Origin of the sequence: Chryseobacterium aurantiacum (assembly GCF_003020585.1) — a bacterium.
Classification (GTDB): domain Bacteria; phylum Bacteroidota; class Bacteroidia; order Flavobacteriales; family Weeksellaceae; genus Chryseobacterium; species Chryseobacterium aurantiacum.
This window is the reverse complement of sequence record NZ_PXUE01000007.1, coordinates 187,064-212,448: the sequence shown is the minus strand read 5'-3', so window position 1 is coordinate 212,448 and position 25,385 is coordinate 187,064. Positions and strand designations below refer to the sequence as shown.

Below are 25,385 nucleotides of genomic sequence, written 5' to 3'. Positions count from 1 at the left end.
GTAAGTCTTTCTTGGCTCCTCCTGCTGGGCTCGAACCAGCGACCCTCTGATTAACAGTCAGATGCTCTAACCAACTGAGCTAAGGAGGAATGTCCTTTGTTTTAAGTGGTGCAAATATAGGACGAATATTTATACCCTACAAATATTTTTAAGAAAAATTTTCAAAAAAATTATAAAGTTCCTGAAAGCCACTTAAATATATCGCTTCCGAAGATCAGTAACATTAAACCTAGTAAGAAAAGTACACCCACCATTTGGGCATTTTCCAATACTTTTTGAGGTACAGGCTTTCCTACGATCATCTCATACAATGTAAATAGAACGTGTCCACCATCAAGTCCCGGAATCGGAATAAGGTTTAGGAACGCCAACCATACAGAGAACATTGCTGTAAAGCCCCAAAAAGCGGTCCAGTCTATTGAAACATGACCTGCTGCATCTTTGTTCACTGGCATATTCTTTACAATGGCAATAGGACCACCTACTTTTTTGTATCCCTGAACTTTCTTATTGAAAATTAATTTAAACTGCTTAATCTGGTATGTTAAACTCTCAATTGTAAGTGTAAACCCTCTCTTAATGGAGCTAAAGAAACCATAGTCACTATGAACCATGTACTTTTTAATTTCCTTAAAAGAAAGAATCCCAATAGTTCCCTCTTTGGAAACAGGAATCTTTAGATCTTCAATTTGATTGTCTCTTGATACTTTAAAATCAATTACTTTCCCGGCATTAGGAACTACCAAAGGCTTCAGTTCGTCATAATAACTAATTGGAGTTCCGTTGATGGCAAGTATTTTATCACCAACTTTTAGTCCTGCATCCATAGTGGACTTGGTTACAATAGTATCAACAATTGGAGTCATCCTTGGTGTTAAGAATGATCTTGGTTCAGGATCATGAAACGCCATTACCTTTCCATCATCATTGGTAGGGAAAGTAACTTCTTTTCCGTTTCTTGAAACCGTAATTTCGTCACTTAATAAAACGTCTAATGCAAGTTTCTTGAAGTCTTTCTGAACTTTTCCGTCAACTTTTAATATTTTATCTCCATCCTGGAAACCCATTTTCTTTGCTGCTTGGGTATAATGAAGAGGAGTGGTTATTTTATCTGCTTCAAAGATGGTTTCTCCATTCTTACCAACCAATGCGGAGAAGATTAACCATGCAAGGAAAAAGTTTACAGTAACACCACCCAACATGATGATTAATCTTTGCCAAGCCGGTTTAGATCTGAATTCCCATGATTCAGCCGGTTTTTTCATTTGGGCAATATCCATGCTTTCATCTACCATTCCGGCAATTTTCACATAACCTCCGAAAGGAAGCCACCCAATTCCGTATTTTGTTTGCTCAGGATGCTTTCTCCAGTCAGAATCCGGAAGTTTAGATATATCGATAGGAACTTCTTCTTTCTTTCCGTTTACCTCTTTTACTTCAGTATCAGGCAGGTTTTGAGAGAAGAATTTATACTTCCACTTTCCATTAATTTTCTTCATAGAGAAAATTGAAAAATAAGGATCAAAGAAAAGGAAGAATTTTTCGGCTCTTGTTTTAAACCATATGGCCGGTAAGAAGTGCCCAAGCTCATGAAGAACTACCAGTATAGAGATACTCAGAATGAACTGAAAGAGTTTGATTGCTATTTCCATTAATAGATTTTAGATTTTAATTTGCAAAGGTAACAATTATCAAAACTATGCCAAACAAAAAAGCTCCCCGAAACGAGAAGCTTTGTCATATTTAAGGACTATTTGATTATAAATTGAATGAAACACCGAGACTTCCGTTGTTTCCTACCTCTGCAAACACGCCAATTCTCTCCGTAAAGAAGTAGCGCGCTCCGATATGTGCACCTATTCCAAAGTCTTTTCCAACCACTCCTACATCCACACCAGGGTAGATGTCCAATTTAGCAGGTAAGCTTAGGGCTTCTTGTAAGTGAAAATTTAGCCTCCCAAAAACAAACACACGATTGTCTTTATCATTGTTCTTGTAGTTGCTAAAATAACCGTTAAGTCCGGCTCCTACTGATATAAGTTTATTAAGCCCATAGTCGTAGGTCCCCGTTATACCGGTTCCATACCCCCATGCACTTAACCCCAACTGAACCTTTTGATCTCCTTTTCCTGTCCATGCCTGAGCATTGGCAGTGGCTCCGAAAAAGAATATCATCATCATAAAAACCAATTTCTTCATAAATTTTTTAATGTTTAATGATATTAATAAAAAATAGCTGTATCAAAAATGAAACCGAAAGACATTGAATACTACAAAAATAGCATACTTTAATAAATATTAAGAAATACGATTCCTCTTCTCCTGATAAATATAAAAGCCGTATTTTTATAAAGCAGATATTGAAATAATTTAAAAATAAAAAAATGAAGATTGTAGGACTTAATTTGGATATTGTCTGGAAAAATAAAGCTGAAAATTTTAAAATAATAGAAAAAGAACTTCAAAACCTTGAAGCAGATCTGTTTCTTCTTCCTGAAATGTTCTCAACAGGTTTCTGTATGGATTCTGCAGAGGTTTCTGATAGAAATGAAGAATCCCTGGATTTTTTAAAAAAAATGTCAAAAGATAAAAATGCTGCATTCTGTGGAAGTGCTCCTGTGGAAGAAAATGGTAATTTTTATAACAGGATGTATTTTGTAAAACCGGATGGTGAAGTTTCTTTCTATGATAAAAGACATTTATTTTCATTTTCCGGTGAAGATAAAGTATATACACCCGGTAAAGATAGGGTCGTCGTTGAGTATAACGGAGTAAGAATCCTGCTTCAGGTATGCTATGATCTCCGTTTTCCGGTGTTTGCGAGGAATAATGATGATTATGACGCTATTTTATATGTAGCAAACTGGCCTGAGAAAAGAGTAGGAGCATGGGAGCACCTTTTAAAGGCAAGAGCTATTGAAAACCTGTCTTTTGTATTCGGCTTAAACAGAATAGGAACGGATGGGAATAATCTTTTGTATCAGGAAAGTTCTCATTGCTTTTTTGCAGATGGAAGAGAAATCTCACATAAAGACGGAAATATTGTGTCCGCAGAACTCGATATGAACGAGCTGGAAGATTTTAGAAAGCACTTTCAGTTCTTAAATGATAGAGATCGTTTTTCAATCGATTGATGAAAGTAGTAAAAAAAATAAGGCTGAGTTTACAAAAACTCAGCCTTATTTTTAACCTTAAGTGTATTGCTGTAGAAGCTGGGTCAGCGTGTTGACATCATGTACTCCGCTTTCTTTCCAAAGAAGTTCTCCCTCTTTAAAGATCGCCAAAGTAGGAACACCCCGAACTCCATACTGTGCTGCCAGAGCAGGATATTGATCTACATCTACCTTTATAATTCTGGCTCCTTCGCCAATATTTTCCTTTACAGTATTTAAAACTGATGACTGAACCTTACAAGGCTGGCACCATGTGGCAAAAAAATCAATAAGTACAGGTCTATCGGAATTAATGATTTCCTGAAATTTTTGTGACATAATCTTGGGTTATTAATTTATTTTTTATCAGCTTGGTCTTGGATGCCTTTTACATTTTTCCAACTCGTTCCATCATAGGCCTCCACTCCGTTTTTCTTTAAAATTTCCATGGCTTGATCCGCCTGTACTCCCTTATTACAGAAAACAACCACTTTTTTACCTTTAAGGGATTCAATGTTATTCTGAATTTCAGCTAAAGGGATATTGATGGCATTCTTCGCCGTTCCTGCAGCATATTGTTCCGGAATTCGCACATCTACCAATGTTACATCTGAACTGGTTACTACTTCCTTGATGTTAGCTTTTGGAACTTCCGCTGTGTGAGTTGTTTTACAGGCACTTAGCATGAAAATAGACGCCAGAGCAAATCCTAAAAAATGAATCTTCATAAGCCTAAGATGTTTTGGATTGACAAACAAAATCGGTAGTTGGAAGTTTTTCCGTTTTTTTGATCCCGTTGAAACCACCCTCTATTTCAGTGAAATTTCTGATTCCGTGTGAGTTAAGGATGCTTGCTGCAATCATGCTTCTGTATCCTCCGGCACAATGAAGAAAGAAATGTTCAGAACCGTTAAGATTACGGGCCCAGTCGCTTATCGAGTCCAAAGGTCTGTTGTAGGCATTGTCAATATGTTCTGCAGAATATTCTGTCAGTTTTCTTACATCAATCACTGTTGAATCTGCTGTAAACTGCTCTGCAAACTCAGCAGGAGAAATTCTTTTCACTTCATCTACTTCCTTACCTGCACTTTTCCATGCTTCAAAACCACCTTTCAGATATCCTACCACATTATCGAAACCTACTCTGCTTAATCTGATAATTACTTCTTCTTCAGTACCTTCGTCTGTTATCAGAAGTAAAGGATGCTTTACATCTACGATAAGGGTTCCTACCCAAGGAGCAAAGTCTCCCTTTAATCCAATATTGATGGCATTCGGAACAAAACCTTTATGGAATTCTGCAGCACCTCTGGTATCTAGAATTAAGGCTCCGGTTTCTTCTGCCAATGCCTCGAAATCTTCAGGAGAAACAGGTTGTAATCCTTTATTCATGATTACATCCAGGCTTTCGTAGCCGTTTTTGTTCATGGCTACATTCATTCCGAAGTATTTAGGAGGAGCAGTTAATCCGTCAAGTACCTCTTTTATGAAAGATTCTTTATCGGGCTGGTTAAGTGCATAGTTTGTTCTTTTTTGATTTCCTAAAATGTCCACCGTTTCCTTTTGCATATTTTTTCCACAGGCAGAACCTGCACCATGAGCAGGATAAACAGTAATGCTGTCATCCAGTGGCATGATTTTGCTCTGAAGACTGTCGTAAAGAATCCCTGCAAGGTCTTCCTGAGTAAGGTTTGTAGCCTTTTGAGCAAGGTCCGGTCTTCCCACATCCCCTAAGAATAGGGTATCTCCTGTAAAAATTGCAGTTTCGGTACCATCTTCATCAATTAATAAATAGGTGGTGCTTTCCATGGTGTGACCTGGAGTGTGCAATACCTTGATTTTTATTTTTCCAATTTCAAAAATCTGATCATCTTCTGAAATAATTGCTTCAAATTCAGGAGCAGCAGTGGGTCCGTACACAATAGGAGCCCCGGTTTTCTTACTTAGATCCAAATGTCCCGAGACAAAATCTGCATGGAAATGGGTCTCAAAAATATATTTTAAAGTGACATTGTCTTTTTCCAGACGATCCAGGTAAGGTTTTACCTCTCTAAGCGGATCTATAATGGCAGCTTCATTTTCTGATACAATATAATAGGCACCCTGAGCCAGACAGCCCGTATATATTTGTTCAATTTTCATTGGGTATTTTTTTAATAGTTAAAGATACAAAGTATTAGATAAATTCTAAATGAAATGTTAAATCCCATTGATAGTTTCTTTCAATACTATGTTAAACGATTGTTTAATGTTCTTTGTTTTTCAGCAAAAAGAATGCCTTACATAGCGCTAATGTATAAATGCTGTTTTTTATCATGTTTAATTGCTGGGATAATTCTGTTATCCATATAATTACCGGTTTTTCCTGTCATGGTTTGAAATTTGCTTCAACTGTGGCAAAACTGTTTCCCAAGGCTGCTAATGGAAGTTCATCGGGAAATATCATTAAATATTTTATAAAAACTTTTATATTTATAAGTTTAAAAAAGTGATCAAATGGCAGACAAAGCACAATTTATTGAAGAATTAAATACTAAATACACTCCCAAGGGAGAGCATATTATATTAGGAAAAGGAATGCTGAACGGAGAAGTCGTTTCTGAAGTGAATGTAACTATTCCTTTGAAAACAATTAACCGCCACGGTCTTATTGCCGGAGCAACCGGAACGGGTAAGACAAAAACACTACAGGTCTTTGCAGAGCAGCTTTCCCATGCAGGAATCCCTTCCCTTGTATTGGATATCAAAGGTGACTTCTCGGGAATTGCAGAAGCGGGCCAGATGAATTCCATTATTGAGGAAAGATATGCTAAAACCCAGCTGCCTTATACTCCACAGGGCTTTCCTGTAGAATTGATGAGTATATCAGGAGGAAAAGGAATAAAGCTGAGAGCAACCGTAACGGAATTCGGGCCTGTTTTATTAAGTAAGATTCTTGAGCTTAATGATACTCAGCAAAGCATCATGTCTATTGTTTTCAAATATTGTGATGATAAAGGTTTGCCACTAATTGATCTGAATGACCTGAAGAAAGTCCTGCAATATGTGACAGACAATGCTCAGGGGAAAGCCGAACTTGCAGCCAATTACGGCTCAATAGCACCTGCGTCTTTAGGAGCCATTCTAAGGTCTATTGTTGCGCTGGAGCAGCAAGGGGCAGCTGATTTCTTTGGAGAATTAAGCTTTGATGTTCAGGACCTTCTGGAAACCAGAGATGGAAAAGGAGTCGTGAATATCTTGAGGGTTGCAGATATTCAGAATAAACCACAGTTGTTTTCCACCTTTATGCTTTCTCTTTTTGCGGAAATTTATATGACATTTCCAGAGGAAGGGGATAGCGGAAAGCCTAAACTTGTATTGTTTATAGATGAAGCCCATCTCCTTTTTGATGAAGCATCAAAGGCTCTTCTTTCACAAATTGAAACTATGGTAAAGTTGATCCGTTCCAAAGGAGTGGGGATTTATTTTATTACACAAATTCCAGGTGATGTTCCGGAAAATGTACTTTCTCAGTTAGGTTTGAAGATTCAGCATGCCCTAAGAGGTTTTACGGCAAAAGATAAAAAAGAAATTTCTAAGGCAGTAGAAAATTACCCTATTACAGAGTACTATAATGCTTCCAGTCTTATTCAGAATCTGGGAATTGGAGAAGCTTTTGTAACAGCCTTAGATGAAAAGGGGATTCCAACACCATTGGTTCATACTTATCTTATTTCACCGGAATCCAGGATGGATGTCCTCAGTGAAGCTGAGGTTTCAGAACTGACTGCCCAGTCGGCTTTGGTAGCAAAGTATGAAGAGCCAATAGATAGAGAGTCTGCTTATGAAATATTAACCAACAGAATGGAGCAGGCTGCCCAAAATCCCACATCTACCCAAAGAACAAGACCGGTAAAAGAAGAGCCGGGAATGTTTGAACAGGTATTACAGAGCCAGGCAGGACGAACTTTTACCAATACGCTAATGCGTGAAGGAGCAAAAGCAATTCTTGGAATGTTTGGGCTGGGAGGAAGAAGAAGATAGTTCCGAGGTATAATCTATGATGGCCTGCTATAATTTGATATTTTTTTTGTTATTTTAGCAGGTTATCTTCACCCATGAGGAAAGGTATTATCAGGGGGAAGAAATTAGGATTTTAATAAATTAGAAATAGCAGTTAAAGGGAAAACAATGTATTCAATTATAGATATAGAGAGTAATGGCGCAGGTTATAGGCATGAATGCATTATAGATATTGCCATCTACAGATACGATGGTCAGAAAATTACTGACCAATTTATATCCCTTGTCAACCCTGAGGGTGATATTACCCCGTTTGTACAGAAACTCACCAATATTACCCCTAAAATGGTAAAAACGGCCCCGAAGTTTCACGAAATAGCAAAAAGAGTAATTGAAATCACAGAAAATACAACACTTGTAGGACATAATATCGATTTTGATTACAGGATGCTTCGTCAATCATTCAGTCGGTTGGGTTATGATTTTAAAATCAATACATTAGATACTATTCCGTTAGCGAAAAAGCTGATCCCTGATGAGGTAAGTTATTCATTGGGTAAGCTTGTAAAATCATTGGGAATTCCATTGACGAATCACCACCGTGCTGATGGAGATGCCAGGGCGACCTTGGAGCTGTTCAAGCTTTTGATATCAAAAGATACTGAAAACGAAATTATTCAGAAGCAATATGATGAAACCAATGCCAAGACCTACATTAATAAGGTTAAAGAACTGACACAAGATCTTCCTAATGATAAAGGTTTTGTCTATTTTCAGGATGAGGCGGGAAGAATTATTTTCTCAGATTATGTACAGGATATTAATAAATTTTCCAAAAAAGTTTTTAATTCCAAATCAAAAAAATGGGAACAGGTTCAAACGAAAGTGGAACAGATTAATTTTGAACTTACCGGAACGGATATCATTGCAAAACTGATCCTTAACTCTAAAAATGTTAAGAAAAAAGAAGCTCTCCCTTTTGGATTATATTTCAGAAACAATAAATATGTTGTTGAAAAAAATATACTTAATAAAACGGAAAAACCCATCCTTAAATTCAGGTCATTTACTCAGGGAACAAAAGCCGTTCAGTTTATTGAAGCCATTGAAGAGTATAGTGATGCAGCCGTATTAAAGCAAAAAATAGAGTTTAGAAAAAGAAATGAACTTTGGCTGGGTACAGGAAGAAAATTAGGTGAGAAATTATTTTTAATTATTGAAAACGGAAAGGTGATGTCCTTTGGTTTTTATGAATTGTTTACCCAGATTCAGACCCTAAGTAAGCTGGCTAAACTGAAAATTGACCTCCCTTTGACTTCTGTTGATTTGAACAATGAGCTGCAATTAGCCCTTCTTCGAGGAGACTTTGAAACCTTACCGTTACCAAAATAATAGGGAAATCTATATTTTACAAGTTTTACGAGAAAGGAGATGCTTTTCAAATCATTTTTCTTAAAATAAAAAATAAATAGTATTTTTGCAAAAATAAAAATCAAGCAATGCAAAATTTTAAACAAATTAAAACTGGAAAAAAGGGAGCTGTAAAGTTCTCTAAGGTTTGGAATATTTAAAGGACTTGTCTTGCATAAAAAATAATTAATGTGGCAGGTTCTTTTTCGGAGGATCTGCCTTTTTTTATGTTAAAAATGAAATTATGAATTCAAAAGAATTATTAAAGATTGCCAATGAGTTTGGCACCCCGGTGTATGTTTATGATGCTGAATCCATCAAAGTTCAATACGAAAAGCTTACATCTTCTTTTTTAAAACACACAAAGTTTTTCTATGCAGCGAAGGCGTTGACAAACATCAATATCCTTAAGTATGTCAAGAACTTGGGTGCCTCTTTGGATTGTGTATCTATTAATGAAGTTAAACTTGGATTAAAGGCAGGCTTTTCGAAAGAAAAAATATTATTTACTCCAAATTGTGTGGACCTTGCAGAAATAGAGGAAGCAATGGCTTTTGGAGTTCATATAAACATTGATAACATTTCTATTCTTGAGCAATTCGGGAATAAATACGGAAATACTTATCCAATCTTAGTAAGAATCAACCCTCATATTTTCGCCGGAGGTAACTATAAAATTTCAACGGGGCATATCGATAGTAAATTCGGTATTTCTATTCATCAGGTTCGTCACATTGAAAGAGTGATGAAAAGCACAAACCTGAATGTTGAAGGACTTCACATGCATACCGGAAGCGAAATCAAAGATCCGGATGTATTTTTACAGGCTTTGGATATTATGCTGGAGCTTTCCGAGCATTTCCCGAACCTGAAATATCTGGATATGGGAAGTGGCTTCAAAATCCCTTACCAGGACAGTGAAGAAGAGACTGATGTTAGAACTTTAGGTAAAAAAGTAGAAAAAGTAATTTCTGAGTTTTCAAAAACGACAGGAAAGAAATTCGAGCTTTGGTTTGAACCAGGGAAATTCTTGGTAGGGAAAAGCGGTTACTTATTGGTGAAGGCTAATGTGATTAAGCAGACTACAGCTACTGTTTTCGTGGGGGTAAATTCCGGATTTAATCATTTGATTCGTCCAATGTTTTATGATTCTTACCATATGATTGAGAATTTATCTAACCCAAAAGGAGCTGAAAGAATTTATACCGTAGTGGGAAATATCTGCGAAACAGATACTTTTGCTTGGGACAGAAAATTAAATGAAGTAAGAGAAGGTGATATCCTTGCATTCCATAATGCGGGAGCCTACGGTTTTGAAATGAGTTCGAACTTCAATTCAAGATTAAAGCCGGCAGAAGTTTTATTCCTGGATGGAAAAGCTCACCTTATTCGTAAAAGAGACGAGTTTGAAGATTTGTTAAGAAACCAGATTGAAGTGGTTGTCTAAATCGGATCAAATAATAATATTGAATCGGCCGCCCACAAGGGCGGCCGATTTATTTTTAGATAACAAAAAATAGCCTGCTGTAAACTTTTAAACCAGCAGAATTTCAATAAAAATAACAAAGTTTTAATACTGGAACTGTCCGGAAGTTCCAATTAATTAGCTAAATTTGATAGTGTTAGAGGGATTTGTATCCTCTTATTACCATTCTTTGTAAAGAGAAAATAACCACCAAATCTATTAATTATGGCTAAAAATATAGCAGAGCAAATTGTTGAAATGCTCGAAAATGCCAATGTAAAAAGAATTTATGCAGTAACAGGAGACAGCCTCAATCATCTCAATATTGCAGTCAAGAAAAGCAGCATCCAATGGATTCATGTACGGCATGAAGAAGTAGGAGCTTACGCCGCCGCCGCCGAAGCAGAACTTGATGGCTTTGCGGTATGTGCCGGAAGCTGCGGGCCGGGGCACGTTCATCTTATCAATGGGGTGTATGAAGCACACAGGTCCCATATTCCAATGTTGGTTATTGCCTCCACTATTCCCAGTGACGAAATGGGGATGGATTATTTTCAGGAAACAAATACCATAAAGCTGTTTGATGATTGCAGCTATTACAATCAAATGATTACAAGGCCTGAACAGGTGCAAAGAACAATGCAGACAGCCATTCAGCATGCCATTTCAAAAAAAGGAGTTGCGGTAATAGGACTTCCGGGTGATGTTTCTGAGCTCGATGCAGAAGAAGCTTCTACTTCAACTCAAATATTTAAGACTAATCCCGTTATCAGACCATCGGACGATGAGCTGAAAAATCTGGCAACACTTATCAATGAAAATAAGAAAGTAACCCTATACTGCGGGATAGGAGCCTCCGAAGCCAGTGCAGAAGTGATCGAATTATCCAGGTTATTAAAAGCGCCCGTGGGATATTCATTTCGTGGGAAAATGGCCATTCAGCCTAATAATCCGAATGAAATTGGTCTTACAGGATTGCTAGGTTTTCCGTCTGCTTATCATGCCATGCACGAAGCAGATCTTGTTATTCTTCTTGGTACCGATTTTCCTTATCAAAAATTCATGCCTGTAAAAAATAAAATTGTTCAGGTAGATGAAAGCCCCGAAAGATTAGGAAGACGGGCGAAGCTTGAAATGGGACTTACCGGAGATATTAAACAAACCATTATGGCTTTGCTGCCCATGCTGAAAGAAAAGACAGACGCTGATTTCCTGAATGAACAGTTGGCGTTTTATGAAAAAGTAAAGGAAAACCAGCTCGAATATGTAAAAGATTTTGGTAAGGAAGACGCCATCCAACCGGAGTATGTGGCCCACACTTTGGACCGATTGGCCCAAAAAGATGCTATTTTTACTGTAGATACGGGAATGTGCTGCGTTTGGGGTGCCCGATTTATTACAGGAACCGGAGAAAGAAAGATGTTGGGTTCATTTAATCATGGATCTATGGCTAATGCAATGCCCATGGCCATTGGTGCTTCCTTGGCGCATCCGGATAAGCAGATTATCGCGATGTGTGGAGATGGTGGTCTGTCTATGTTATTAGGAGATATGGCTACAATTTTTCAGTATAAATTACCCATCAAGTTGATTGTTTTTAATAACAGAACCCTGGGAATGGTAAAACTAGAAATGGAAGTAGGGGGGATGCCGGATAATGAAACAGACATGATTAATCCTGATTTTGGATTAGTTGCCCAAGCAATGGGATATCCCGGAAAAAATGTGCATAAGCCCGAAGATGTGGAAAATGCTATTAAGGAATGCTTCAATCATAATGGTCCTTACCTGTTGAATATTTTCACCAATCCGAATGCTCTCGCACTCCCTCCAAAAATTGAATTCGATCAGGTGCTGGGAATGACAAAATCTATGGCACAGCTCATGCTGGGTGGAAAAATGGATGAGGTTCTTGAAACAGTGAAATCCAACTATAAACATATCAAAGGAATGTTATAGCCAGATTATAACCCTATTTTGAGTGGGAATACTTTTAAAACTTCATATTCGTATGAAGTTTTTCTTTTTTATAAAACTTCTAAATATTTACCTTTGTTCAATAATTTAAGAATAAAATCCACTATGAGAACGATACTTGTTTTTTTTGCTCTTTGTGTTGCTAGCTTTGCAGGGGCCCAAGAGCTTGAAGATAGAGACGATTCCTTTATTGTAGAGAACAATAAAAACCTTTTTAAAATAGATATTAAAGAACCCTTTCTACAGGTTGCTGCTAAGTGTAATGATTTTAAGCCTGCTTCTTTCGAGGGAGGAGCTTCAGCCTACAAAAACATATTGAGCAAATATATGTACACGTATCTGAATGCAGACTTTTATACGTTGAGCGGTGATTTTACATTTTCACTCATTATAGATGATAAAGGAAAAGTTATTGATGCAGTTGGTTCACCAAAAGTTCTTCACAGCGAGGCTTTCTTTGATGATATGCAGTATGTGGTAAGAAGAATTAAGAAAACTTGGAACCCTGCAACCTGCAATGGACAACCTGTAAAATCTGAAATGAGGGTAAGAATGAACTTCTCTTCATTATCTGTAGATATGTAATGCACGTTATGATGAAAAAATATTTTTTACTCCTGTTCTTATTTTTTAGCTTTATGGGGTACTCACAAGAATCCCAGACTAAGAATGAGAATGCAGGAACTTATCAAAATGCAGAATTTCCTGGTGGTGATGAAGCTTTCACCAAAGAGTTTTTACAAATGATATACTCTTATATTGATCTTAAGAAATATGCAGTCAACGGAAAATTTGTTTTTGTATTTGATGTAAATACAGCAGGTAAGGTTGAAAATCTTGATGTTTTACCAAAAGTAAAGAACAGCGAAATGTTTATTGATGATATGCGTTTCGCGATTAAAAAGGTAAAAAAGAAATGGAAGCCAGCCATGAAAGACGGTACTCCTGTGGTTTCAAAGAAAATCATTAAAATTAACTTTACATCAGATCATTTTGATCATGGAGATTAAAAAATCTTTTGACGATCAAAAGATGTAAAGATAAAAAGTATTGAGAACCTGCCTGGTATATAAATATTCTAATAAAAAAAGGAGTTATACTTCCTTTAGATTTTTCAATAATTTTTACTGAAAGATAGCCCTGACATTCTGTCACAATATTTTGTATCTTTGCAAACTTATCTGTTCGTAGATTAAAATTCACGGAGTAATCCCTTGTGAGTTTTAAATTCCGAACCTTAAATAGATTATCGTGCAGGAAAAATATATAGACGAGACAAAACAGGGTGAAGCTTTTGCCATTGCCGAAAGACCTGAGAATTCTAAAAAACTGTTTTTAGAAAGCTACGGTTGTCAGATGAATTTCTCTGACTCTGAGATTGTTGCATCCATCCTTAATGAACAAGGGTATAATACGACGATGAAAGTTGAAGAAGCAGATTTGATCCTGTTGAATACATGCTCCATTCGTGAAAAAGCTGAACAAACAGTGAGAATGCGTCTTTCTCAGTTCAAAAATCTTAAGAAAGAAAAACCGAATATGACGGTAGGAGTTCTGGGATGTATGGCGGAAAGATTAAAAACCAAATTCTTAGAAGAAGAACAATTGGTAGATCTTGTAGTGGGGCCGGATGCTTATAGGGACCTGCCGAACCTATTGAAAGAAACAGATGATGGAAGAGATGCTATCAATGTAATTCTTTCAAAAGAAGAGACTTATGCAGATATCAACCCTGTGCGTTTAGGTGGGAATGGGGTTACCGCCTTCGTTACCATCACCAGAGGTTGTGATAATATGTGTACATTCTGTGTGGTTCCGTTTACCAGAGGAAGAGAAAGAAGCCGTGATCCACACTCCATTATAGACGAATGTAAAGATCTTGCCAATAGCGGATATAAGGAAATTACCCTTTTAGGACAAAATGTAGACTCTTACCTGTGGTATGGAGGAGGTCCTAAAAAAGATTTTGCCAAGGCATCTGAAATGCAGAAAGCCACGGCAGTTAACTTTGCTCAATTGCTTGATTTAGTAGCCAAGGCTATTCCTGAAATGAGAATCAGATTCTCTACATCTAATCCTCAGGATATGAGCCTTGATGTATTCAAAATGATGGCGAAGCACGATAATATCTGTAAATATGTACACCTTCCTGTACAGAGTGGAAGCAATAATATGCTTGAAGCGATGAACAGACAACATACCCGTGAAGAATATCTTGAGTTAATCAGAAAAGCCAAGGAAATTGTTCCTGAAGTAGCCTTTTCTCAGGATATGATTGTCGGATTCTGTAACGAATCAGAAGAAGATCATCAGGATACATTAAGTCTTATGAAGGAAGTGGAATATGACTACGGTTATATGTTTGCCTATTCAGAAAGACCAGGAACTCCTGCGCACAAGAAAATGGAAGACAATATTCCGGCTGATGTGAAGCAGAGACGTCTTGCTGAGGTGATTGCCTTACAAGGAGATCTTTCCAGACAAAGAATGAAATCTTATGTGGGAAGAATGCACCAGATTCTGATTGAAGGAACTTCCAGGAAGAATGAAAACCAGTGGAAAGGAAGAAACTCCCAGAATGCAGTATGTGTCTTTGATAAAACAGAAGGACAGAAAATAGGTGACATTGTGGACGTTTTTGTTTACGATAACACCCAAGGCACACTTTTAGGAAGAATCACAGAATAAATTTAGGTTTTGATAAAAGCGGTTTACCTTTTTGCTCTATTTTCCTTTGTTCTGATCTCCAGTCAGGCAGAGAAAAATACAGGGAAATATCCGGATACTGTGGGCGATACTATATTTAATGAAAAACTGGATGATGCAGATTTTAAAAAATGCGGAGCAGGTAAAAACAGACCTTTCAGTTTCCAGTATTATCATGGGCAACCGCCGGTTGATTATAAAGGAGAAAAGATTGCTATTGTTGAAAAACTAAAAAAAGAAAATATATCCTCCGAAAAGCAGATTAATGGTTATGTTACCGTTAGATTTTTAGTAAATTGTGAGGGAAAGACAGGATGGTTCAGGCTGAAGCATATGAATTCAGAATTGAAAGATACCATCTTGGATGAAGAATTAGAAAATAAGTTATTAAAATTCACAAAATCACTCAATGGCTGGATGCCAAAAGAGGTAAAAGGTTTAAAAATAGACTATTATCAGTATTTAACCTATAAAATTGAAAATGGACAAGTTTCAGAGGTATTACCTTAGCTTTTTGTTACTTATAGTGTACACCAATACTATTGCACAGGTCAACTGTAATGCAGTAGAGGGTGAGGACTGCAAAAAAGCGTGTGAGTTATACAACTGGGCTTCAGATTTACAAGGCTCCTGGGAATCTCAGGAAGGTTTTGATAAAGCTATTGAACTTTGCCCGAGTTTCTCCAATGCCTATATGGAGAAAGCGGTTCCTTATCTTAAAAACGGAGATTTTGCAACCTGGAAAATCTTAATTGACAAGGCTGTTGCTTTAGATCCCAAAATGCATCTCGGATACAGAGGTTGGTGTAAATTCCAGTTTTTGAGAGACTATAGGGGAGCTATACAGGATCTGGAGGAATTAAAGAAATACTATCCTGAAGATCTAGGAAGATCCTTAAACGGAGACTATCATCTGGGTGTATTGAAAGCTATGTCCTACAGCGCCTTAGGGCAGAAAGAGAAATCCGCAGGTATTATAGAAAGACTTCTGGTTACCAGAGTTTATGTAAAGGGAATGTTTGATCATTATCAGCTGGGAGTAACCTATTTTGAGCTGGGAAGGTATGACAAAGCCCTGGAGAATTTTGAAAAACAAAGCAAGGAAAACGACTTTGCTGAGAACATATACTTTAAAAGTAAAGTTTCTAAGATTAGAAACAAAGATTATTTGGACTTGAAAATGTTAGCCCTAAAAACGTATGATGACGGAAAGACAATGAAAGACGTCTACACCCATCATTTCAACAAAATCTACAGAACACAGATAGAAGAACTGTAGAACATTAACATTGAATCAATAATCAAAAATTTACTTATGAGCAACGAGTTACAAAACATAAAAAACCGCTTTGGAATTATCGGGAATTTTCCGGCACTCAACAGGGCCCTGGAAAAATCTATCCAGGTTGCCCCTACAGACATCTCCGTTCTTGTTATTGGAGAAAGTGGGGTGGGAAAAGAATTCATTCCAAAGATTATCCATTCAGAATCCAAAAGAAAACACCAGCCTTATATCGTAGTAAACTGTGGAGCAATTCCTGAGGGAACCATAGATTCTGAACTGTTCGGACACGAAAAAGGAGCTTTTACAGGTGCTACAGCAACCAGAAAAGGATATTTTGAAGTTGCTGATGGCGGAACAATCTTTCTGGATGAGGTGGGAGAACTTCCGCTACAGACGCAGGTTCGTCTTTTAAGAGTACTGGAAAGTGGTGAATTTATGAAAGTAGGTTCCTCACAGGTTCAAAAAACCAATGTAAGGATTGTAGCTGCTACCAATGTCAACATGATGAAAGCTATTCATGACGGCAGATTCCGTGAGGATTTATACTACCGTTTGAATACCGTTCAGATCGACATGCCCCCTTTAAGAGAAAGAAAAGGCGATATCCATTTGCTATTCAGAAAATTTGCGATAGACTTTGCGGAAAAATACAGAATGCCTGAACTGGAGCTGGAGCCTAATGCCGTTCATTATATAGACAACTATTCTTTTCCGGGAAATGTCCGCCAGTTAAGAAATCTTGTTGAGCAAATGACTGTTGTAGAAAGAAACAGAAACATCACAGCAGAAAAGCTTGCAGAATACATTCCTATGGAAACCCATCTTCCAATGGTGGTTAATAATCAGAGTACACCCAAGCAAAATGACTTCGGAAGCGAAAGAGAAATTATGTATAAAATTCTCTTTGATATGAGGAATGATATTAATGATTTAAAATCCTTAACTTCGGAATTGATAAAGAACAGAGGAACGGCAGACTTAAGCAATCATGAGAAAAATCTGATCAACAGAATTTATACTCCGGAAAGCCAGCCACAAGTCAACTCCGGATCTTTAGTATATTTTGAAAATAATAACGATACACCCACTGTTCAGACACCCACCATTATTTCAAGTCCTGAAGATAGCTATGAAGACTTTGAAGACATTGAAATAGAAGAGAACAGACCAGAATCACTTTCTCTTCAAAACAATGAAAAAGATTTAATTATCAAAGCACTGGAGAAGCATAAAGGGCGAAGAAACAGAGCAGCAGATGAACTGGGAATCTCACAGAGAACTTTATATAGAAAAATAAAACAATATAACCTGGAAGATTAAACACAATACAAGAATGAAAGTAATTTTAACTCCTAAACCAATCAATTTTAAACTCGGAGAATATATTAATAAAGGTTTTGAGCTTTTAAAGAAAGACTTCGGTAATATTTTTCTGGCATTTTTAGTATGCTGCCTTATGTCAATTATTCCTTTTTGTGGACTATTGGCAATGGGTAATCTATATAAATATCTTCAAAAGCTTAATAGAAATCAAGCTGCAAGTCCCGGAGATATTTTTGACTTTAAAGACTTTATGCCTTATTTTATTCTGCAGTTAATTGTTTTTGGAGGTGTTTTAGTACTTTACATTCCTTTATTTATTGTGATGACTGTAACCGGTGGTATGTCAAATAATAATGATAACCCGGCGGTAGTGCTTTTCATGATTCCTTATATGTTTTTAATAATAGTGGCTATCTATTATTTCGCATTGAAAGCTTTCTATATTACCCCATTAATCAGCCTTAAAGGAATTAATGATATAAAAGAAGCTTGGAATATTTCAAAAGTAATGAGTAAAGGAAATCTCCTGTCAATTTTTCTTTTCTCAATAGTAATAGGTATTTTAGCTCAGATTGGTGTTATTGCCTGCGGGGTAGGAATTTTTCTTACGATGCCATTTTTATATACTGCAAATTATTTTGCCTATGAAGATGCTATTCAACAAATTGAACATGATGAAATTACTGAAATTGGATCTAAAAATGAATTTTAAAAATAAAAATATTAGTCTGAAGCAGCCAATACTGGTTGGAGTTCTTTTTGCTTTGCTAGGAGTTCTAAATTCTTGTTATAGCTTTACAGGATCATCCCTTACAGATGAAAAGACCGTTCAGATCAATGAGTTTCCCAATAATGCAACCCTTGTAAACCCTGCATTATCACAGCAGTTCTCAACAGACATTCAAAATAGATTTGTACAGAGAACAACCCTGAAAGGAACCAAAGAGAATCCTGATATCTTGATTGAAGGAGAAATTACAGATTATGCCATTACGCCAACTACTATCAGCTCTACCACATCGCAAACTCCAGCGGGTGGAGTGATACAGCAGGCACAGAATAAGCTTACAATTACCGTAAAGGTACATTATGAAAATAAAGTACACCCGGATTCTAGTTTTGATAGAACCTATTCCGATGAAGCAGCTTTTAACAGCAACTTGTCACAATCCGATATCGAAGCTTCACAGGTGAAAATTGTAACAGAGAGAATTATTAATAAGATTTTTAACGACATTGTAGCGAATTGGTAAGATGAATCCCAGAGTTTTAGAATTAATAAAAAATCCGAAAAATATTCAATCAGAAGACCTTGGCCTTTTGAAAGAAGAGATTCACTCCTTTCCCTATATTCAAAATATAAGGGCACTTCATTTATATGGAGTACATCTATATGAAAAAGAAAATTATCAGAAAGAACTTTCCATAACGGCAGCTTATACTACTGATAAGAAAATTCTTTATCAACTGATTAATGGAAAGATTCAACAGGAGCCTAAATCTGAGCCTGTAGAAGAAAAACAATCCTCAAAGATTGTTGAAAAACCGCGATATGCCTATAAAGAAAAAGGCTTTCCAATAAAAAGAGAAGAAACTGTTCCTGAAAAGAACGAAGAAGAGGATAAAGAATCCTGCCTATTGCAAACCTCAGAAGAGGTGAAGCATATCTTTGTGAATGGTGAAAGAAACAGAATCTTATTCGAAGGGGAAGAAAACTTCCTGGATGAAGAAAATACTGAAACCATTGATCTTGAATCTACATTAGAATCGGGAACCCTGGTTACCCAAAAGAAAGAATCCATATCAGAAGAATCCATTGACAATACAAAAGAGGAGGCGCAGGCTGAGATTGAAGAAAATGCAGGTGAAGACTTTACTCCAACAGCAGTTATTGATGAAGATGTAATCATTTCAGAAACTGAAGAAGAAAAAGTGGAGGAAGAGGAAAATCTAAGTTTTGAAGAAACAGAGTCCTTAGTGCCAACAGAAAGTATTGAAGAAAATAAAGCTGAAGAATCAATTGAAGCTGAAGCCATCATTGAAAGCGAAAATATTTCAGTTTCTGCCCCAGAAGAGGTACAAAAAGAATCTGAGGCTGAACTAAGCTTCCACGGAACTGAAGCATTTCTGCCAGATGTCAAAATACAGGCAAATAATGAAGAAGTGACAGAAGTTGCTGAAATTTCCCAAACTAATGTAAATAAACATGAGGAGGAAATGAGACGCCTGATTGAGGAAGTGGAGAAAAAAATGAAAGAGACAAAGTCTGCTCCGCAACCAGAAACAGAAGAGGTGATTGCCTCCGAAGATCACGAGATTAGCTTTGCCGAAACACAGAATTTCCATTTTTGGTCTACAAATCAAGATAATCCAGAATCGGAAGAAATAAAATCAGAACCTGTACAGCAAGAGGGAATTGTAGAAAATGCAAAACCTGTTGAAGTTGTTGCTCAGGAAGAGATTATAGAAGAAAAAGAAGAAGAAACTCCTGAAGTTCAAACCTCTTGGAGGCCAATGAGCCTTGAATCTAATATGCCGGATTCCCTAATCAAGAAGCCAGTAGAATCGGCACCCCCTGCAAAGGAAGAGTTGCCTGTTACAGAGTCTGAAAAAATTGAAACCACAGAACTTATTGATAAGACGGAAGCTGAACCGGAAGCAGCAAATGAAGATGTTGTACCGGTTGTGGAAGAAATCTCTGAGCTTGTAGAAGATCAGCCTGAAACCAAGGAAGATTCAAAAGAAATTGAAAGTAAGGGAACTCCAAAAGAAGAAGCTCCTGTAATGAATGTTTCATTCTTCGGGTCAGATATTTCAAGTCTAAGTGTTGAAGAAGCCAAGAAAGAAAATAAGAAAAGCTCAGTAAGCGAAGAAACAATACAGGAGGTTGCGGTAGAAAGTACCCCTCAATCCTCCATAGATAGTAATGTTCCAGGCTTTATCAATACCTGGCAAAGTTGGCTGAAAATAGATAGGCCGGAAGAGACCATAAAAGAGAAAGTTGAGATCAAAGAGAAAGCAATTGAAGCTTTTATTGAAAACAATCCTAGGATCAGCCAGCTAAGAGAAGAAAGTTCTTATGTTGTAAAAGAAAAGAATGATGATATCTCGCATTTGATGACAGAAACATTGGCTAATCTTTACTTTGAACAAAAGCTATATACCAAGGCAATAAAGGCATTTGAAATATTAATCAAGAAAAATCCTGATAAGAAAGAGTATTTTCAAACCAAAATCAAGGACATAAAAGATTTTAGAAGTAAAAACTAAATAAAAAAAGTACAGCTGTAAAGGCTGTACTTTTTTGTATATCAATTTTCAGGGACGCTTTTACTGCCCCGTAATTTTTTCCAGGCCTTTCGTCCAAAGATAACCACAACAATTAATAAGATAATAGCTAAAATAGCCGCAATAATAGGGGCTACCATAGCAAGAACAGACATAATGCCGGCACCGGCCGTTTCTGAGGTTCCTACGACGGAATTTCCCAGTCCTCCCGTAGTGGCTGTAGAAGCAGCCCTTATTCCTGCAAAACCAGAACTAATGGTGGCTGCCGTTCCTCCACCGGCAATTAATGCCAATGCCCATTGCGGAAATGTTCCCAGCTCAGCAAACTGACTGGCAAATAAAATAGAACCGGCAACGGTAGCCATAGGAATGGTGACAGTATCCAGTAAATGATCAACAAAGGGGATGTAATAGGCAAGAATCTCGGCAACTGTTGCTATTCCGGTGGTAATAAGTGTTGGCAGACCTGCAAGCCACTCAAACTGCTCACTCATAGGGATCCAGTGAAAGTAAGATGCCAGGCTTACCATAAACATAGGTAAAAAGACCCTGAAGCCCGTTGCAGCAGCTAACCCAATGCCTATAAAGGCACTGATTACATAGGAAAGGTAGGGAATATTGTCTAACATATTCGTTTTCAGATTTAATGTTTCCTATAAAATTACAAAAACTATCTGAGATTTGATATGTTGTGAAATTTACGTTAATACAGGAAAAATAAAAATCCGCAAAATCTGCAAGCAAAAAAATTACAGATCTTCATAAACCTATAATGGGATTAGCTATTGAGAAGCCGAGATAGCTTCATAGGAGAATAGCGAAGAGTATTACTTTTTCTGTGCCTCACACAATTTTAGAAACTGGGCTTCCACGTCCTGAAACTTTTGAGGCATTTCTGGAGAAACCCAAAATAACATTGCAATAGTATTTTCTCCAAAAGCCGCCTTAAATACATCCTTATTCAAACGATAACACTCCCTAAGCAGTCTTTTTACACGATTTCTATGAACCGCTTTTTTGAAATATCTTTTTGAAACTGATACGCCAAACTTCCCGCTTTCTATCGGAAGAGCAGGCTTGTCTTTCAAAATGATAATTCTTAGATTTCCAGAAGTTCGCCATTTACCTTTTTCAAAAAGTAAACCGATCTCTGTATTCATTTTGAGCTTTTCCGCTCTGGGATATTTGGTGTTCTGCATTAATCTTGTTTCACTAAAGAGTTGATAACTTCAGCAGCAGCATACAAACCGAAAATTGCAGGCATATAGCTTATTGTTCCGTAAAAAGATCTTTTATAATTGGTTCCGTCAGTCATTTTTAAGCTTTCCTCATCCTGAATATCATTGGCAAAAACACAACGAACCCCTTTGTCAATTTTTACCTTTTTCAGTCTTTTTCTTACTTGTCTTGCGAGGTGGCAATGTTCAGTTTTACTAATGTCCCTAACCAGTACTTTGCTTGGATCGGTTTTTCCGCCGGCTCCCATTGAGCTTACAATTTTTATCTTTCTTCTTTTGGCAGCAATAATCAAACAAAGTTTTGGAGTAACACTGTCAATGCAGTCCAAAACATAATCAAATTTTGCAGAGTCTAAAACTTCATCCATTCTTTCAGGATTTAGAAACTCATTGATTTTGGTTAAATTAAGATCAGGGTTGATATCTAAAAGCCTATCTGCAACAACCTCTACTTTATGTTTTCCAACAGTAGAACGTAAAGCCGGTAACTGTCTGTTCACATTGGTAATGTCAACTGTATCACCATCCACGATCGTCATATTTCCTACTCCGGCTCTAGCCAGAAATTCAGCAGCAAAAGAACCTACACCGCCTAAACCAACAACCAAAACATTGGCTTTATTCAATTTTTCCAAACCTTCTTCTTTTACCAGAAGCTCCGTTCTTTCCAACCAGTACTTATCCATTTCTAATCGTGTGTAAATTTTCTAAAATTTGTTCATTGAGTTGTTCCAAAGAAATATCTTTTATCTCCGAAACTTTTAGGTACAATTCTTCGATCTTAAAATCTTCATTGTCAGTTTCTAAAAAGAGTTTATCTAGTGGAGTGCTTTTTAAAATATCCTGCAAAGATAAATTATACAAAACAGCTTTTCCAAAACTCAGGTAAAAATTATTGGCAAGAAGATCCTCAGCAATTCTCTGTTTCTTATTAAAACCATGAATAATCATAGCCTGGGTGGATTTTTTCTTAAAAGAGATTACCTCGTAGAATTTTCTCACACAATGAATAATAATTGGTTTTTTTACCTCATTGGCTATTTTAATCTGTTGTAAAAAGACTTCTCCTTGAATTTTTTGATCAATGGGAACCATAGAATCCAGGCCGCATTCACCGATGGCAAAACAGTTTTGAAGCATCATGCTTTTCATCCAGCTAAGCTGTTGGTTGATATTAGTAACATCAATATCACGGGGATGAATACCTATTGAATAAGGAAAATCTGGAGGAATTTCTTCAATGTCCAGATTGTAAATTCCATCTCGGATATTTTTTTTATGATGGTGAAAATCAAAAAATTCCATTTTCAAAAATACTATTATTTAGAATTAATTAAAAATTATTAAACAATCGTTTATAAATGTGTTAAAAATTTCTTAACTTTACTCAAAGTACACTTCATGAAAAAAAAATTTACAGAAAAACAGATTCACATACTGGATATTGCAGAAGAGCTGATTGCAAAAAAAGGATACGAAGGAACTTCTGTAAGAGATATCTGTTCTAAGGCAAATATAAACGTTGCCATGATCTCTTATTACTTCGGTTCCAAAGAGAAAATGATGTCTTACCTCTATCAGTACAGGGTGTTGAAGACCAGAGAGAATTTCTCAGAATTTGCAGACACCATCAAGGAGGGAAAGCCTGAAATGCAGATGCGCGAAATGATAAAATACATCGTTTCCCAACTATTCAAATACAATTATTTTCACGGGTTTGTCACGCAGGAGCTTCGCCATACAGAGAACCTGAAAGATGAGTTGCTGGACTTCTATCAGCTGTTTGTAAAGAAACTGGATGAAGTAATTAAAAAAGGAGTTGCCTCCGGAGTCTTTACTTTTACCCCCAAACCAGAAGATATTCTTACCATGATTATTGGTTCCACATTATTCGTGATCCGAAACAAAAACTTTTATGAACTTTACGTACCAAGTAAAAATGAAGAAACCTACGCAAAAGAAGCTGAGAAAAAAGTGAGAATGAATCTTTTATTGAGCGTTTTTGCTATTTTGGGATACGCTGCAGACTAATTTTACGTTAAATATTCATAAAAAAAAATCTATTGACAAAAAAGTTATATTTTTGCAAATTAGTAAATCGGCTGTGTAATCCGAAAACTGTTGAATTTTTTATATGAAAAAATATATTTTAGGTCTTTTTGCTGTAGCAGTAATTGCCTCATGTGTAAGCCAGCAGGAAAGAGCAATGAAGAGCGCTGATAAAGAGTTTATCTTAAAGGCAGCTAATGAAAACTTCGCGAAGAAAAAGTGGAAAAATGCATTGGCTCTTTACGACAGACTTGCCAATCTTGTGGCGGGAACAGATGACTTTCCAAATGTAGGTTTCAATACAGCTTATGCCAACTACTATGATAAGAACTATAAGCTGGCAGGTCATCAGTTTAAAAACTTTGCAATCAATTTTCCAAAAGACCCAAGAGCAGAAGAAGCAGCTTATATGTCTGCATTATGCTACTATGAGGGATCTATGGATTACAACCTGGACCAGTCGAGTACAGAATTGGCAATCAATGAGCTTCAGGACTTTCTGAACAATTATCCAAATTCTGAAAGATCAAAAAATATTTCTCAACTTATTGATGAGTTGTCTTACAAATTGGAATTCAAAGCCTATGAAAATGGAAGACAGTATTTCAAAATGGGACAGTATAAAGCAGCTAATGTAGCATTGGAAAATGTATTGGAAGATTTCCCAAGTACAAAGCTTCGTTCAAAAATTTATGATTATATCATGAAATCACGTTATGAATTGGCAACAAAGTCAATTTATGACCTTAAGGACGAGCGTATTGAAAGTGCATTAACCTACGCAAAAATGGTAGAAAAAGAGCTTCCTAATACCGAATATTCCAAAACCGCAGCTGACCTTAGAGTGAAGCTGGAGAAAGAAAAACAAAACTTTGTTGTTGTTAAAAAGCAAACTGAAGAAAGAATAGCAGCTTTAACAGCAAGACAGAAAAAAGAAGCAGATAAGCTGGCTAAGCAAAATAAATCTGATCAGGAAATTAAAGATCAGATCAGTAATGAAAAACAAGCAAAGCAGATGCAGAGGGATAGTGCAGCCCTTCAGACACCTCCGCCTGCGGCGACTTTCAAAATTCAAAGATAATTCGTAAATTTGCCATCTTAAAATAAAATAATTTTCTCAAAATGAGTGTAAAAGATACAAAAGCAGAAGTAAATACTATCACTTACGATAAGGATAAGATTGAAGATAAAGTAGGTTCAATCTATGAAGCTATTGTTATCATGGGAAAGAGAGCAGAGCAGATCAATGCGGAGATCCGTACGGAGCTTCACAACAAATTAGATGAATTTGCTGTTCACAATTCTACATTAGAAGAGGTTTTCGAAAACAGAGAGCAAATTGAGATCTCTAAGCATTACGAAAAGCTTCCAAAGCCAACTTCAATCGCTATTGAAGAGTGGTTAAACGAAGATGTGTATTTCAGAAAAACAGAGGATAGAAAATAATCATCTGTGTTTTTTATAAACGAAGGTCATAAAAGAATTCTGTT

26 protein-coding genes and 1 tRNA gene are annotated in these 25,385 nt (G+C 36.7%); 17 read left to right on the top strand and 10 right to left on the bottom strand.

Going from position 1 to position 25,385, the window contains the following annotated elements; all coding sequences use genetic code 11:
- Positions 1–12 precede the first annotated feature (12 nt).
- The 3 genes from C7D53_RS19575 to C7D53_RS19565 all read right to left on the bottom strand — a co-directional run bounded on the left by C7D53_RS19575 (position 13) and on the right by C7D53_RS19565 (position 2,199).
- Positions 13–89: transfer RNA gene (locus tag C7D53_RS19575), tRNA-Asn, on the bottom strand.
- A gap of 81 nt (positions 90–170) precedes the next feature.
- Positions 171–1,652, bottom strand: a complete 1,482-nt coding sequence (rseP, locus tag C7D53_RS19570) for an RIP metalloprotease RseP (RefSeq protein ID WP_106918081.1) — start codon at positions 1,650–1,652, stop codon at positions 171–173.
- A 106-nt stretch (positions 1,653–1,758) separates the two neighbouring features.
- Positions 1,759–2,199: a DUF6646 family protein gene (locus C7D53_RS19565; protein ID WP_106918080.1), complete on the bottom strand. Its 441-nt coding sequence runs from the start codon at positions 2,197–2,199 to the stop codon at positions 1,759–1,761.
- Positions 2,200–2,384: 185 nt separating this feature from the next.
- Here C7D53_RS19565 and C7D53_RS19560 point away from each other — a divergent pair, with 185 nt between their 5' ends.
- Positions 2,385–3,134 carry a nitrilase-related carbon-nitrogen hydrolase gene (locus tag C7D53_RS19560; RefSeq protein ID WP_106918079.1) on the top strand — a complete coding sequence of 250 codons (750 nt, stop codon included), beginning with the start codon at positions 2,385–2,387 and terminating at the stop codon, positions 3,132–3,134.
- A gap of 57 nt (positions 3,135–3,191) precedes the next feature.
- Here the strand turns inward: C7D53_RS19560 and C7D53_RS19555 are convergent, their stop codons facing one another.
- Genes C7D53_RS19555 through C7D53_RS19545 form a run of 3 tightly spaced genes read right to left on the bottom strand, consistent with a single transcriptional unit; the run spans position 3,192 to position 5,294 of the window.
- Positions 3,192–3,491, bottom strand: a complete 300-nt coding sequence (locus C7D53_RS19555) for a thioredoxin family protein (RefSeq protein WP_076357119.1) — start codon at positions 3,489–3,491, stop codon at positions 3,192–3,194.
- Positions 3,492–3,508: 17 nt separating this feature from the next.
- Positions 3,509–3,880 (bottom strand): rhodanese-like domain-containing protein, encoded by a 372-nt coding sequence (locus C7D53_RS19550; protein ID WP_106918078.1) that lies wholly within the window; start codon positions 3,878–3,880, stop codon positions 3,509–3,511.
- Between the two features lie 4 nt (positions 3,881–3,884).
- Positions 3,885–5,294, bottom strand: a complete 1,410-nt coding sequence (locus tag C7D53_RS19545) for an MBL fold metallo-hydrolase (protein ID WP_106918077.1) — start codon at positions 5,292–5,294, stop codon at positions 3,885–3,887.
- A 354-nt stretch (positions 5,295–5,648) separates the two neighbouring features.
- On the opposite strand from C7D53_RS19545, the gene C7D53_RS19540 reads away from it, so the two are divergent.
- From C7D53_RS19540 to C7D53_RS19480, 13 genes are all read left to right on the top strand, one after another.
- Positions 5,649–7,175: a helicase HerA-like domain-containing protein gene (locus tag C7D53_RS19540; RefSeq protein ID WP_106918076.1), complete on the top strand. Its 1,527-nt coding sequence runs from the start codon at positions 5,649–5,651 to the stop codon at positions 7,173–7,175.
- 147 nt (positions 7,176–7,322) lie between these two features.
- A complete protein-coding gene (locus tag C7D53_RS19535; RefSeq protein ID WP_106918075.1) occupies positions 7,323–8,546 on the top strand; it encodes a 3'-5' exonuclease in 1,224 nt (407 codons plus the stop codon).
- A gap of 262 nt (positions 8,547–8,808) precedes the next feature.
- Positions 8,809–10,011: a diaminopimelate decarboxylase gene (gene lysA, locus C7D53_RS19530; RefSeq protein ID WP_185126717.1), complete on the top strand. Its 1,203-nt coding sequence runs from the start codon at positions 8,809–8,811 to the stop codon at positions 10,009–10,011.
- 243 nt (positions 10,012–10,254) lie between these two features.
- Positions 10,255–11,988 carry a thiamine pyrophosphate-dependent enzyme gene (locus tag C7D53_RS19525; RefSeq protein WP_106918073.1) on the top strand — a complete coding sequence of 578 codons (1,734 nt, stop codon included), beginning with the start codon at positions 10,255–10,257 and terminating at the stop codon, positions 11,986–11,988.
- Positions 11,989–12,111: 123 nt separating this feature from the next.
- Positions 12,112–12,591, top strand: coding sequence for an energy transducer TonB (locus C7D53_RS19520; RefSeq protein ID WP_106918072.1), 480 nt, complete (start codon positions 12,112–12,114; stop codon positions 12,589–12,591).
- 8 nt (positions 12,592–12,599) lie between these two features.
- Positions 12,600–13,016 carry an energy transducer TonB gene (locus C7D53_RS19515; RefSeq protein WP_162926225.1) on the top strand — a complete coding sequence of 139 codons (417 nt, stop codon included), beginning with the start codon at positions 12,600–12,602 and terminating at the stop codon, positions 13,014–13,016.
- Between the two features lie 241 nt (positions 13,017–13,257).
- On the top strand, positions 13,258–14,694 hold the full coding sequence (gene miaB / locus C7D53_RS19510) for a tRNA (N6-isopentenyl adenosine(37)-C2)-methylthiotransferase MiaB (RefSeq protein ID WP_106918070.1): 1,437 nt from the start codon (positions 13,258–13,260) through the stop codon (positions 14,692–14,694).
- A 9-nt stretch (positions 14,695–14,703) separates the two neighbouring features.
- Positions 14,704–15,222: a hypothetical protein gene (locus C7D53_RS19505; protein WP_106918069.1), complete on the top strand. Its 519-nt coding sequence runs from the start codon at positions 14,704–14,706 to the stop codon at positions 15,220–15,222.
- Positions 15,194–15,991 carry a tetratricopeptide repeat protein gene (locus C7D53_RS19500; protein ID WP_106918068.1) on the top strand — a complete coding sequence of 266 codons (798 nt, stop codon included), beginning with the start codon at positions 15,194–15,196 and terminating at the stop codon, positions 15,989–15,991. The genes C7D53_RS19505 and C7D53_RS19500 overlap by 29 nt, the downstream gene beginning before the upstream one ends.
- A 36-nt stretch (positions 15,992–16,027) precedes the next feature.
- On the top strand, positions 16,028–17,317 hold the full coding sequence (locus C7D53_RS19495; protein ID WP_106918067.1) for a sigma-54 interaction domain-containing protein: 1,290 nt from the start codon (positions 16,028–16,030) through the stop codon (positions 17,315–17,317).
- 13 nt (positions 17,318–17,330) lie between these two features.
- Positions 17,331–18,032, top strand: a complete 702-nt coding sequence (locus C7D53_RS19490; RefSeq protein WP_106918066.1) for a DUF4013 domain-containing protein — start codon at positions 17,331–17,333, stop codon at positions 18,030–18,032.
- Positions 18,022–18,573 (top strand): LPS assembly lipoprotein LptE, encoded by a 552-nt coding sequence (lptE, locus tag C7D53_RS19485; protein ID WP_106918107.1) that lies wholly within the window; start codon positions 18,022–18,024, stop codon positions 18,571–18,573. The genes C7D53_RS19490 and lptE overlap by 11 nt, the downstream gene beginning before the upstream one ends.
- 1 nt (position 18,574) lies before the next feature.
- Complete coding sequence (locus C7D53_RS19480; protein WP_106918065.1) at positions 18,575–20,590, top strand: tetratricopeptide repeat protein; 2,016 nt, start codon at positions 18,575–18,577, stop codon at positions 20,588–20,590.
- A gap of 41 nt (positions 20,591–20,631) precedes the next feature.
- On the opposite strand, the gene C7D53_RS19475 is transcribed toward C7D53_RS19480, so the two are convergent.
- From C7D53_RS19475 to C7D53_RS19460, 4 genes are all read right to left on the bottom strand, one after another.
- Positions 20,632–21,237, bottom strand: a complete 606-nt coding sequence (locus C7D53_RS19475; RefSeq protein ID WP_106918064.1) for a DUF4126 domain-containing protein — start codon at positions 21,235–21,237, stop codon at positions 20,632–20,634.
- Between the two features lie 198 nt (positions 21,238–21,435).
- Positions 21,436–21,807 carry a ribonuclease P protein component gene (gene rnpA / locus C7D53_RS19470; RefSeq protein ID WP_106918063.1) on the bottom strand — a complete coding sequence of 124 codons (372 nt, stop codon included), beginning with the start codon at positions 21,805–21,807 and terminating at the stop codon, positions 21,436–21,438.
- Positions 21,807–22,532: a tRNA threonylcarbamoyladenosine dehydratase gene (locus C7D53_RS19465; protein ID WP_106918062.1), complete on the bottom strand. Its 726-nt coding sequence runs from the start codon at positions 22,530–22,532 to the stop codon at positions 21,807–21,809. The genes rnpA and C7D53_RS19465 overlap by 1 nt, the downstream gene beginning before the upstream one ends.
- Positions 22,525–23,151, bottom strand: coding sequence for a TatD family hydrolase (locus C7D53_RS19460; RefSeq protein ID WP_106918061.1), 627 nt, complete (start codon positions 23,149–23,151; stop codon positions 22,525–22,527). Before C7D53_RS19460 ends, C7D53_RS19465 begins: the two co-directional genes overlap by 8 nt.
- Positions 23,152–23,247: 96 nt before the next feature.
- On the opposite strand from C7D53_RS19460, the gene C7D53_RS19455 reads away from it, so the two are divergent.
- From C7D53_RS19455 to C7D53_RS19445, 3 genes are all read left to right on the top strand, one after another.
- Positions 23,248–23,877: a TetR/AcrR family transcriptional regulator gene (locus C7D53_RS19455; RefSeq protein WP_053327537.1), complete on the top strand. Its 630-nt coding sequence runs from the start codon at positions 23,248–23,250 to the stop codon at positions 23,875–23,877.
- A gap of 103 nt (positions 23,878–23,980) precedes the next feature.
- Complete coding sequence (locus tag C7D53_RS19450; RefSeq protein WP_106918060.1) at positions 23,981–24,976, top strand: outer membrane protein assembly factor BamD; 996 nt, start codon at positions 23,981–23,983, stop codon at positions 24,974–24,976.
- A 41-nt stretch (positions 24,977–25,017) separates the two neighbouring features.
- Positions 25,018–25,341, top strand: a complete 324-nt coding sequence (locus tag C7D53_RS19445; RefSeq protein WP_047424579.1) for a DNA-directed RNA polymerase subunit omega — start codon at positions 25,018–25,020, stop codon at positions 25,339–25,341.
- The last annotated feature ends 44 nt before the right edge of the window (positions 25,342–25,385 follow it).

Excerpts from the sequence above, each read along its gene's own strand:
- lysA (WP_185126717.1), top strand. The coding sequence starts at position 8,809 with ATGAATTCAAAAGAATTATTAAAGATTGCCAATGAGTTTGGCACCCCG.
- C7D53_RS19540 (WP_106918076.1), top strand. The coding sequence starts at position 5,649 with ATGGCAGACAAAGCACAATTTATTGAAGAATTAAATACTAAATACACT.
- C7D53_RS19480 (WP_106918065.1), top strand. The coding sequence starts at position 18,575 with ATGAATCCCAGAGTTTTAGAATTAATAAAAAATCCGAAAAATATTCAA.
- C7D53_RS19495 (WP_106918067.1), top strand. The coding sequence starts at position 16,028 with ATGAGCAACGAGTTACAAAACATAAAAAACCGCTTTGGAATTATCGGG.
- C7D53_RS19555 (WP_076357119.1), bottom strand. The coding sequence starts at position 3,491 with ATGTCACAAAAATTTCAGGAAATCATTAATTCCGATAGACCTGTACTT.
- rseP (WP_106918081.1), bottom strand. The coding sequence starts at position 1,652 with ATGGAAATAGCAATCAAACTCTTTCAGTTCATTCTGAGTATCTCTATA.
- C7D53_RS19525 (WP_106918073.1), top strand. The coding sequence starts at position 10,255 with ATGGCTAAAAATATAGCAGAGCAAATTGTTGAAATGCTCGAAAATGCC.
- C7D53_RS19520 (WP_106918072.1), top strand. The coding sequence starts at position 12,112 with ATGAGAACGATACTTGTTTTTTTTGCTCTTTGTGTTGCTAGCTTTGCA.
- C7D53_RS19560 (WP_106918079.1), top strand. The coding sequence starts at position 2,385 with ATGAAGATTGTAGGACTTAATTTGGATATTGTCTGGAAAAATAAAGCT.
- C7D53_RS19515 (WP_162926225.1), top strand. The coding sequence starts at position 12,600 with ATGATGAAAAAATATTTTTTACTCCTGTTCTTATTTTTTAGCTTTATG.
- C7D53_RS19445 (WP_047424579.1), top strand. The coding sequence starts at position 25,018 with ATGAGTGTAAAAGATACAAAAGCAGAAGTAAATACTATCACTTACGAT.
- C7D53_RS19475 (WP_106918064.1), bottom strand. The coding sequence starts at position 21,237 with ATGTTAGACAATATTCCCTACCTTTCCTATGTAATCAGTGCCTTTATA.
- rnpA (WP_106918063.1), bottom strand. The coding sequence starts at position 21,807 with ATGCAGAACACCAAATATCCCAGAGCGGAAAAGCTCAAAATGAATACA.
- C7D53_RS19450 (WP_106918060.1), top strand. The coding sequence starts at position 23,981 with ATGAAAAAATATATTTTAGGTCTTTTTGCTGTAGCAGTAATTGCCTCA.
- C7D53_RS19550 (WP_106918078.1), bottom strand. The coding sequence starts at position 3,880 with ATGAAGATTCATTTTTTAGGATTTGCTCTGGCGTCTATTTTCATGCTA.
- C7D53_RS19565 (WP_106918080.1), bottom strand. The coding sequence starts at position 2,199 with ATGAAGAAATTGGTTTTTATGATGATGATATTCTTTTTCGGAGCCACT.
- C7D53_RS19545 (WP_106918077.1), bottom strand. The coding sequence starts at position 5,294 with ATGAAAATTGAACAAATATATACGGGCTGTCTGGCTCAGGGTGCCTAT.
- C7D53_RS19500 (WP_106918068.1), top strand. The coding sequence starts at position 15,194 with ATGGACAAGTTTCAGAGGTATTACCTTAGCTTTTTGTTACTTATAGTG.
- C7D53_RS19460 (WP_106918061.1), bottom strand. The coding sequence starts at position 23,151 with ATGGAATTTTTTGATTTTCACCATCATAAAAAAAATATCCGAGATGGA.
- C7D53_RS19455 (WP_053327537.1), top strand. The coding sequence starts at position 23,248 with ATGAAAAAAAAATTTACAGAAAAACAGATTCACATACTGGATATTGCA.
- C7D53_RS19490 (WP_106918066.1), top strand. The coding sequence starts at position 17,331 with ATGAAAGTAATTTTAACTCCTAAACCAATCAATTTTAAACTCGGAGAA.
- lptE (WP_106918107.1), top strand. The coding sequence starts at position 18,022 with ATGAATTTTAAAAATAAAAATATTAGTCTGAAGCAGCCAATACTGGTT.
- C7D53_RS19465 (WP_106918062.1), bottom strand. The coding sequence starts at position 22,532 with ATGGATAAGTACTGGTTGGAAAGAACGGAGCTTCTGGTAAAAGAAGAA.
- C7D53_RS19535 (WP_106918075.1), top strand. The coding sequence starts at position 7,323 with ATGTATTCAATTATAGATATAGAGAGTAATGGCGCAGGTTATAGGCAT.